The sequence below is a fragment of the Synechococcus sp. H55.9 genome (assembly GCF_047462355.1).
Lineage (GTDB): Bacteria > Cyanobacteriota > Cyanobacteriia > Thermostichales > Thermostichaceae > Thermostichus.
Map to the genome: position 1 here is coordinate 1 of NZ_JANSJB010000109.1, position 7,410 is coordinate 7,410.

Annotated in this window: 5 protein-coding genes; all 5 read left to right on the forward strand. The window is 60.0% G+C overall.

The window, feature by feature from the left end:
- The first annotated feature begins 325 nt into the window (after positions 1–325).
- Positions 326–1,879 (forward strand): ferredoxin--nitrite reductase, encoded by a 1,554-nt coding sequence (locus NW857_RS11625; protein ID WP_414335834.1) that lies wholly within the window; start codon positions 326–328, stop codon positions 1,877–1,879.
- A gap of 60 nt (positions 1,880–1,939) precedes the next feature.
- Positions 1,940–3,244, forward strand: coding sequence for a CmpA/NrtA family ABC transporter substrate-binding protein (locus NW857_RS11630; protein ID WP_414335836.1), 1,305 nt, complete (start codon positions 1,940–1,942; stop codon positions 3,242–3,244).
- A gap of 147 nt (positions 3,245–3,391) precedes the next feature.
- Complete coding sequence (ntrB, locus tag NW857_RS11635; protein ID WP_414335837.1) at positions 3,392–4,327, forward strand: nitrate ABC transporter permease; 936 nt, start codon at positions 3,392–3,394, stop codon at positions 4,325–4,327.
- Positions 4,328–4,408: 81 nt separating this feature from the next.
- Complete coding sequence (locus tag NW857_RS11640) at positions 4,409–6,400, forward strand: nitrate ABC transporter ATP-binding protein (RefSeq protein ID WP_414335839.1); 1,992 nt, start codon at positions 4,409–4,411, stop codon at positions 6,398–6,400.
- A gap of 36 nt (positions 6,401–6,436) precedes the next feature.
- The gene (locus NW857_RS11645) at positions 6,437–7,279 is read left to right on the forward strand and encodes an ABC transporter ATP-binding protein (protein WP_414335841.1); all 843 of its coding nucleotides are present in this window, start codon (positions 6,437–6,439) and stop codon (positions 7,277–7,279) included.
- Positions 7,280–7,410: the final 131 nt, after the last annotated feature.

Below are 7,410 nucleotides of genomic sequence, written 5' to 3' on the forward strand. Positions count from 1 at the left end.
GCGTCAGATGTGTTTAAGATACAGACACCTAGCACGGCAGAGCCAGATCCAGACCGCCCAGCCCTCACCCCCGGCCCCTCTCCCAAAGGGAGAGGGGGGTTAGAGCAGCGCGTTCACGACAGCGTTGCATAGCCATGAGGATGCAGAGAAACGTTTCATTGCTGCTTGAAATGACTGTGCCTCACCTTTGCAAGCCTACTTTTATGCACAAACCGCAATTGGAAAATGACAAAACGGCATAACTTGTTACAAAATGTAACGGCAAATACCAAAGTTAACGGTTGGCCATCGCTAAGGTAGCCGGTGTTACCCTACGGCAGCGACGATGGCGAACCAATTTGAGCGCCTCAAAAGCGAAAAGGACGGGCTGGCGGTCAAAGCCGAGCTGGAAGCGTTTGCCCGCATGGGCTGGGAGAACATCCCTGAAGACGACCGGGATCACCGCCTCAAGTGGCTGGGGATCTTCTTTCGCAAGCGCACGCCCGGCCAGTTTATGCTGCGGCTGCGCCTGCCCAATGGGATCCTGACCAGCGGCCAGATGCGGATGTTGGCGGCGATCATCCATCCCTATGGAAAAGATGGCGTAGCCGACATCACCACCCGGCAGAACTTGCAACTGCGCGGCATCCCCATCGAGGAGATGCCCCAGATCTTGGGCTACTTGAAGGAGGTGGGCCTAACCAGCATCCAGTCGGGCATGGACAATGTGCGCAACATTACGGGATCCCCCCTCGCGGGCATTGACCCAGATGAGCTGATTGACGTGCGCGGCCTCACCCGCAAGGTGCAGGACATGGTAACCAACAACGGCGAGGGCAACCCTTCCTTCACCAATCTGCCGCGTAAGTTTAACATCGCCATCTGCGGTTGTCGCGACAACTCCGTTCATGCGGAGATCAACGACCTGGCCTTTGTGCCGGCCTTCAAAGCGGGCAAGCTGGGCTTCAACGTCTTGGTGGGGGGCTTTTTTTCGGCCCGCCGCTGTGCCGAGGCCATCGGGCTGGATGTCTGGGTGGATCCGCGCGATGTGGTTCCTCTGTGCGAGGCGGTGCTGCTGGTCTACCGGGATCACGGCCTGCGGGCCAACCGGCAGAAGGCGCGGCTGATGTGGCTCATTGACGAGTGGGGCCTGGAGAAGTTTCGGGCGGCTGTGGAGCGGCAGATCGGCCATCCGCTGTCCAGAGCGGCGGAAAAAGATGAGGTGGTCTGGCAGAAGCGGGATCTCCTGGGGGTGCATGCCCAGAAGCAGCCGGGCTTGAACTTCGTTGGCCTGCACGTGCCGGTGGGACGGCTGAATGCCCTGGAGATGATGGAGCTGGCCCGCCTAGCGGAGGTATACGGCTCCGGGGAGCTGCGGCTGACGGTGGAGCAGAACGTGCTCATCCCCAATGTGCCCGATTCGCGGGTGGCGCCGCTGCTTAAAGAGCCGCTCTTGAAAAAGTTCTCCCCCAACCCAGGGCCCTTGCAGCGGGGGCTGGTGTCCTGCACGGGCAACCAGTTCTGCAACTTTGCCCTCATCGAGACCAAAAACCGCGCTGTGGCTCTAATGGAAGAGCTGGAAGCCGAGCTGGAGATCCCGCAGACGGTGCGCATCCACTGGACGGGCTGCCCCAACTCCTGCGGCCAGCCCCAGGTGGCCGATATCGGCCTAATGGGCACCACCGCCCGCAAGGACGGCAAGCCGGTGGAAGCGGTGGACATCTACATGGGGGGAGAAGTGGGCAAAGACGCCAAGCTGGGCGAATGTGTGCGTCGAGGGATCCCTTGCGAAGACCTCAAGCCCGTCTTGGTGGAGCTGCTGATTGAGCACTTCGGGGCCAGGCCGCGCCAGCGTCCATCGGCTGCTCAAACTGCTTCTTCCCCCGTGATGGCTTGCTAAGTAGGGGCCAAGTCTGGGGAAGGTTTTCTCTCTGCGTCGTTCAAAATCTTGGAGGTTCCGATGTCTAAACTGTTCTCCCGTCGCCAATTTTTGGCCGGGGCAGCCGCCCTGGCAGCAGGAGCAGCCGCGGCTGGGATCCCACGCGCCCAATCGCAATCTTTGGGTCAGGGCTACTGGGTGGCCCAGGCCGATACTCCCGAGACCCCGCGGGCCAAGCTGGGGTTCATTGCTCTCACCGACGCCGCCCCCCTGATCATCGCCAAAGAGAAGGGGTTTTTTGACAAGTACGGCATGAAGGACGTGGAGGTGGTCAAGCAGGCCTCTTGGGGCACCACCCGCGACAACTTGGTGCTGGGATCCGCTGCTGGCGGCATCGATGGGGCGCACATTCTCACCCCCATGCCCTATCTCATCACCACCGGCAAAGTTACCGATGGCAAGCCGGTACCGATGTACATTCTGGCCCGCCTGAACTTGGACGGTCAGTGCATCAGCATTGCCAACGAGTACCGGGATTTGCAAATTGGCCTGGATAGTTCCCCCCTCAAAGCCAAGTTTGCGGAAGCGCGAGCTGCCGGCAGGGATCCCAAATGCGCGGTAACCTTCCCCGGCGGCACCCACGACCTGTGGATGCGCTACTGGCTGGCCGCCGGCGGGATCGATCCCAATGGCGATGTCTCTGTCATTGTGGTGCCGCCGCCCCAGATGGTGGCCAACATGAAATCCAAAACGATGGAAGCCTTCTGTGTGGGCGAGCCTTGGAATGCTCAACTGGTGAACCAAAAAGAGGGCTATACCGCCCTCACCACCGGCGAGCTGTGGAATCGCCATCCTGAGAAAGCCTTTGCTCTGCGGGCTGACTGGGTGGATGCCCACCCGAAAGCCACCTTGGCGCTGTTGAAGGCGGTGCAAGAAGCCCAGATCTGGTGCGACCAAATGGAGAACAAAGAGGAAATGTGCCGGATCATCGGCGACCGCCGCTGGCTGGGGGTTCCTGTGGCCGATATCTTGGGTCGCGCCAAAGGCACCTTTGACTACGGCACCGGCAAAGTGGTGCAAAACAGCCCCCACCTGATGAAGTTCTGGCAAGACAATGCTTCCTACCCCTTCAAGAGCCACGACCTTTGGTTCCTGACCGAAGACATCCGCTGGGGCTATCTGCCCGCCGACACGGATACCAAAGCCCTGGTGGACAAGGTCAACCGAGAAGATCTCTGGCGCGAGGCCGCCAAAGCCATTGGCCAAGAGGCCGCCATTCCCCCCAGCACCTCTCGCGGCGTGGAAACCTTCTTCGATGGGGTCAAGTTCGACCCCGAAAATCCGGCTGCCTATCTGGAGAAATTGGCCATCAAGAAGCTGGCCTAGCCTGCTCCTTCCAGGGCTTGCAGAACACCTGCAAGCCCCCTGTCCGAGAGATTTCCCTAAGAGCCCCCAGACAGGTTCAAATTAAACCTCTTCTCTCTTGCACTTTCCCTACGCTGACTTTGACCATAGCCCTACTCTCAGCAAACTATGCATCTTCTCCACTTTGCCTTGAAGGTGGGCTGCCACCTCTTCCCTTTGCTCATCCGCTTAGGCCGTTGGCTGCTGAGCCAAGGTGCCTCTCTTCAGGCCCATGCCGGGATCCCTTCTGCCACGAGCTCTGGATCCGCTTGGAGGCAACGAGTCCGGATCCATCAAGCGCTGCGCCGCATTCTCTTGCCCGCTACGGCAATTTTCATCGTGCTCCTGCTCTGGCAAATCCTCTACAGCCGGCCCGGCGCCAACCTGCCCACCCCGCTCCAAGTTTGGCAGGACACCTGGGATCCCCTCATTAAAGATCCCTTTTTTGACTACGGCGGCAACGCCAAAGGACTGTTCTGGCAAATCTGGGCCAGCCTGCAGCGGGTGTTCATTGGGTTTTTCTTGGCCAGTCTGGTGGGGGTTTTGGGCGGCATGGTGATCGGGGTCAACCGCTGGCTGCATGAGGCTTTGGATCCCATTGTTCAGGTGTTGCGCACGGTGCCACCTCTGGCTTGGCTGCCGATTTCTTTGGCCGCCTTTCGCGATGCCAACCCCTCCGCCATTTTTGTTATCTTCATCACGGCCCTCTGGCCCATTTTGATCAACACCATTGCCGGTGTACAGCGGATCCCACAGGACTACCGCAATGTGGCCAGAATTGTACGCATGTCCGGCTGGAAGTATTTCTTTAAGATTGTCTTTCCGGCCACGGTGCCCTACATCTTTACCGGCCTGCGCATCGGGGTGGGCCTCTCTTGGCTGGCGATTGTGGCTGCAGAAATGTTGGTTGGCGGGGTGGGCATCGGCTTCTTCATTTGGGATGCCTGGAATAGCTCCCGCATCAGCGAAATTATTGTGGCTTTGATCTATGTCGGCCTGGTTGGCCTTTTGTTGGATCGGGTTACGGCTTGGATTGGCTCGTTGGTGGTTGCCGAGGATCACTAGGTTGGACTGAGCCCGGAGTTGGCTGCTGACAGTTTGCTCACTTTTCAAAAATGAATCTCAAGGGATCCCTTAGGTAGCATCATGAAGACTCAGCCCTACATCGAAGTTGACCATGTAGACAAAGACTTTTTCCTGGACAATGGGGAGGTTTATCCCGCTCTAAGAGACATCCATCTGGAGATCCAAAAAGGGGAATTTGTCTCGCTAATTGGCCACTCCGGCTGCGGCAAGTCCACCCTCCTCAACATCATCGCCGGCCTGGAAAAACCCTCCCGCGGCGGCGTGCTGCTGGAAGGCCGGCAGATGACGGAGCCCGGCCCGGAGCGCATGGTGGTGTTCCAGAACTATTCCCTGCTGCCCTGGCTGACGGTGCGGGAAAACATCGCCCTAGCCGTGGACGAGGTGCTGGGATCCCTTCCCCAAGCAGAGCGAGCCCGCATCGTGGAAGAGCACATCCGCCGCGTGGGTTTGCAGGGGGCAGCCGACAAGCGGCCCGCCCATCTGTCGGGGGGGATGAAACAGCGGGTGGCCATTGCCCGGGCTTTGGCCATTCGCCCGCGGGTGCTGCTGCTGGATGAGCCGTTTGGGGCGTTGGACGCCCTCACCCGCGGCAGCCTGCAGGAGCAACTGATGGAGATTGCCCAGGCGGAGCAGCTCACCTGTATTTTGGTTACCCACGATGTGGATGAGGCGCTTCTGCTTTCGGATCGGGTGGTGCTGCTGACCAATGGCCCGGAGGCCCGCATCGGCCAGATCTTGCGGATCCCGTTTCCGCGGCCGCGCCACCGGTTGGAAGTGGTGAATCACCCCGAGTACTACAGCCTGCGGGGGGAGATGATCTACTTTCTCAACCAGCAAAAGCGGGCCCGCCAGAAAACTCCTACCCGTGTGGCCATCGCCAAGGGGGGGCTGGAAAAAGTCAACTTGGCAATTGGCTTTGTGCCCCTCAACGACTGCGCCCCTCTGGTGGTGGCCCAAGAAAAGGGCCTGTTTCAGAAGTACGGCCTGGAACAGGTCACGCTGGTCAGGGAGCCGGGCTGGAAAACCATCTGGGAAGGGAGCCGCTCCGGTCGGCTGGATGCGGCCCTGGTGGTGGCCGGGATCCCTTTGGCCTCTACCCTGGGGGTGGGCGGGGTACCGGTGCCTTTGGTAACTGCGCTTACTGTTTCCCGCGGCGGCAACGCCATCACCTTTGGGCGCCGACTCCTGCTGCAGGCCTTCCAGAGCCCCTGGGATCTTCGCCAGTACCTCCGCCAAACTCCCGATACGGTTCATACGCTGGGGGTGGTGCACCCGGCCTCGATGCACAACTTCCTATTGCGCTATTGGCTGGCCAGCGGCGGCGTGGATCCGGATCGAGATGTGACGTTGACGGTGATCCCGCCGCCGCAGATGGTGGCCCACCTCAAGGCCGGCAACATCGACGGCTACTGCGTGGGCGAACCCTGGAACTCCCGCGCCGTGCGGGAACAGGTGGGGGTTATCGTTGCCACCACTCCCGAACTCTTGCCCAGCCACATCGAGAAAGTCCTGGCGGTGCGCCAAGACTGGGCCCAAAGCTACCCCCGCACCCACGTGGCTCTGGTCAAGGCGCTGCTGGAGGCCTGTCACTACTGCGATCAGCCGCAGCACCGTCCCCAGATCCTGGAGTGGCTGGCCCAGCCCCAGTATGTGGGCGTGGTCACAGCCGATCTGGAGCCGGGGTGGAGGGGCATCCTGCAGCGGGGCATTGCCGATGAATCGCAGGTGATTGTCGGTTTCCACCAGTTTGCCAACGGGCGCAACACCTGCCCCGAACGCTTGGAGCACCTCTGGATCCTGACGCAGATGGCTCGCTGGGGCATCTGCCCCTTCCCTCGCAATTGGGTTGCTGTCCTCGACCAAGTGCTGGATGACAAAACCTACGCCCTAGCTGCCAGAGAACTGGGGCTGCCGGATCGGGCCCACGATCGCGGGGCTTTGCTCTTTGCCGACGGATCCCGCTTTGATGGCGAGGATCCCTTGAACTACCTGGAGTCGGTGGCCATTCGCCAGGAGCTGAAGCTGCAGGAATACCCCCTCAGCAAGGTCTAGTTTTTGCCCTACTGAACTCAACTGGAAGGCTTTATGATGACCCACTCTCGCTTAACTTCTTTGTCCTTTTCTTCAGCCTCTTCCCTCTCAGGTCTGCCCCTTCTTTCCCTTCAGAATGTGGGCAAGACCTACTTTACGGCGGCAGGAGCCTTTGTGGCGCTAGAAAATGTCAACTTGGAAGTGGCCGCCGGCGAATTTGTCTGCATCATCGGCCACTCCGGCTGCGGCAAGTCCACCTTGATCAACATGGTGGCCGGGTTTTCTGCTCCTACTTCGGGATCCATTACCCTCAAGGGCCAGCCCATCACCGCCCCAGGGCCGGATCGGATGATGGTGTTCCAGAACTATTCCCTTCTGCCCTGGCTGACGGCTTTTGAAAATGTTTATTTGGTGGTGGACCAGGTCTATCCCGATAAATCCCCTAGAGAGAAAAGGGAAATCGTTCAAGAACACCTAGAACTCGTGGGTTTGGCCGAAGCAGCCCACAAGCGGCCCAAGCAGCTCTCCGGGGGTATGAAGCAGCGAGTGGCCATTGCCCGCGCGCTGGCGGTGCGCCCAGAAGTGCTGTTGCTGGATGAGCCCTTCGGGGCCTTGGATCCCATTACCAAGCAAGAGCTGCAGGATGAGCTGCTGGCCATTTGGCGAGATCACCGCTGCACGGTTTTGATGATTACCCACGACATCGACGAGGCTCTTTATCTGGCAGACCGGGTGGTGATGATGACCAATGGCCCTGCTGCCCATATTGGCGAGATTTTGACGATCCCCTTTGGGCGACCGCGCAGCCGCGCGCGCATCATGGAAATGCCGGAATTTTACGAGTTGCGCAACTCTGCCCTCGACTTTCTCTACCGTCGCTTTGCCCATGAGGAGAACTAATCAGGGAGTTAACCCTCACCCCCAGCCCCTCTCCCTGAGGGATGGCCCAAGCGCTCCGCGCCGCTCACGCGACCACCCCCAGCCCCTCTCCCTGAGGGATGGCCCTCACCCCCAGCCCCTCTCCCTGAGGG